This window comes from Kitasatospora sp. NPDC059571, from assembly GCF_042735675.1.
Classification (GTDB): Bacteria; Actinomycetota; Actinomycetes; order Streptomycetales; family Streptomycetaceae; genus Kitasatospora.
The window spans coordinates 1-1,690 of sequence record NZ_JBHWBW010000094.1 but is presented as its reverse complement, the minus strand read 5'-3'; the positions used below and the strand labels follow the sequence as shown (position 1 = coordinate 1,690).

General features: G+C 72.4%; 2 protein-coding genes. Both read right to left on the bottom strand.

All coding sequences use genetic code 11. From position 1 onward, the window contains the following. Positions 1 to 108 precede the first annotated feature (108 nt). Entirely contained in the window at positions 109 to 867 is a 759-nt protein-coding gene (locus ACFV0G_RS13855; protein ID WP_380546203.1) for a VC0807 family protein, read from the bottom strand. Next, positions 864 to 1,508, bottom strand: coding sequence for a TetR/AcrR family transcriptional regulator (locus ACFV0G_RS13850; RefSeq protein ID WP_380546201.1), 645 nt, complete (start codon positions 1,506 to 1,508; stop codon positions 864 to 866). Before ACFV0G_RS13850 ends, ACFV0G_RS13855 begins: the two co-directional genes overlap by 4 nt. Positions 1,509 to 1,690: the final 182 nt, after the last annotated feature.

Sequence of the window (1,690 nt, the reverse complement as noted above, 5' to 3'; positions counted from 1 at the left end):
ACACACACACCATCTCTACCACTCACGCCCTATTTCAAAATTTTTCCCCCCCTCATCGCGGCGGCGGGGGCGGGGCGGCCGACCCCCCCCCCCCCCCCGCGACTGCGCCTAGAGCTTCAGCCCGTGCCGGGTGATGTACCAGTTGTGGAACGTCAGCAGCCCGCCGAGCAGCGCCAGCCAGAGCACCGTACTGGTGAGCGGGAAGGCGTCCACCGGGATCGCGTACGCCAGCACCACCCGCAGCACCGCATCCAGCAGGAAGACCGACCCCCACACCGCCGTGATCAGCCGCAGATGGTGACGGAACATCGGCTCCACGTCCCACCGCCCCTCCCACGCGACCAGTCCGGCCTCGCCCACCTTGGCGATGACGACACCGCGCGACGCCGCCATGATGAACGGACGCCGGGTGAGCAGCGTGCCGAGCACCCAGAACCCGATCGCCGCGGTCACCCAGCTGTCCCGGACCATCAGCACCCGCGGGCTGCCGGTGATCAGCGAGAGCAGCGTGCCGGCCACCACCAGGCTGAGCGTGAAGACCGCCATCGCCTCCACCCGGCGCTGCCGCACGATGCCGTAGCCGATCCACGGCAGCAGCAGCAGACCGCCGGCGATCATCGACAGCCACTGTCCGGCCCCGGCCGCCCGCAGCCCGTAGTAGGAGCCGAGCGGGATGACCAGCTCGAACAGGAGCTGCGCAGCGAGCCGCCGGCGGAGCGCCCTCGTGCGCCGCCGGGCGGCCGGTGCATCGCCCCCGTCCGTCCCCGCCCCGGCCGTCCCCGCCCCGTCCGTCACCGGCACATCGGTGGCGTTCTGCGGTGTGCTGCTCGCTTCCATGGTGTGAACCCCCCGGTTCGCTGTGGTCATGAGGTCGTCCTGGTGGCGCGGTCGAACAGGTCCGCCAGCTCCCGGCCGGCGGCCCGCACGTCGAGCCCGGGATCGTGGGTGGCGCGGCGCACCACGTCGTCGATGGCGGCACGGATCGCCCGCACCATCACCCACGGGTCGAAGTCGCAGAACTCGCCCGCGCGCTGCGCCCTGCGGATCTGCTCCACCTGAACGGCGAGGGCCGCCTCCGTGGTGTCGAGGAAGGCGACCATGCCGGGGTCGCCGCCGCGGAGGTTGGCGAGGATCTCGACGATCGCCGCGAGGTGGTTCGGGTACTCGGCGCAGAGGTCGAGATTGCCCTCGATGGATGCCCGCAGGCGGCCCGCGTAACTCGCGTGGGCCTCGATGCGCGGGCGGACGTACCCGTCCGCGAGCCGCATCACCTCGGCGACGACCTCGCGCATCAGGTCGTCCCGCCCCTCGAAGTGGTAGGAGATCATCCCCGTGCTGCTGAGCCCGGCGCGCTCGGCGATCTTCGCGAACGAGGCCCGGTGGTATCCGACCTCGGCGATGACCTCGATTGCTGCGGCGACGATCTGGGCACGGCGGCCGGTCTCCGTGAAGGAGGACCTGGCCCGGCGCCCCGCCTTTTGCTCGCCCGTGCTGTTCTTTGCTCGCATGAGCAAAACCGTAGCCTCGTTTGCTCGCCCGAGCAAGACCAGGGGTGCGGCCGGTCGGGTGGCGGGTCGGTGCGGGGTGCTCCGGGAACGGGTGAGGGGGGGCGGGGGGGTGGGCGCGCCGGGGGCGCCGGGGGGGGGCGCGGGTGGGGCGGGGGGGGGCGGGCGGGGGGGGGGGTGGGTTG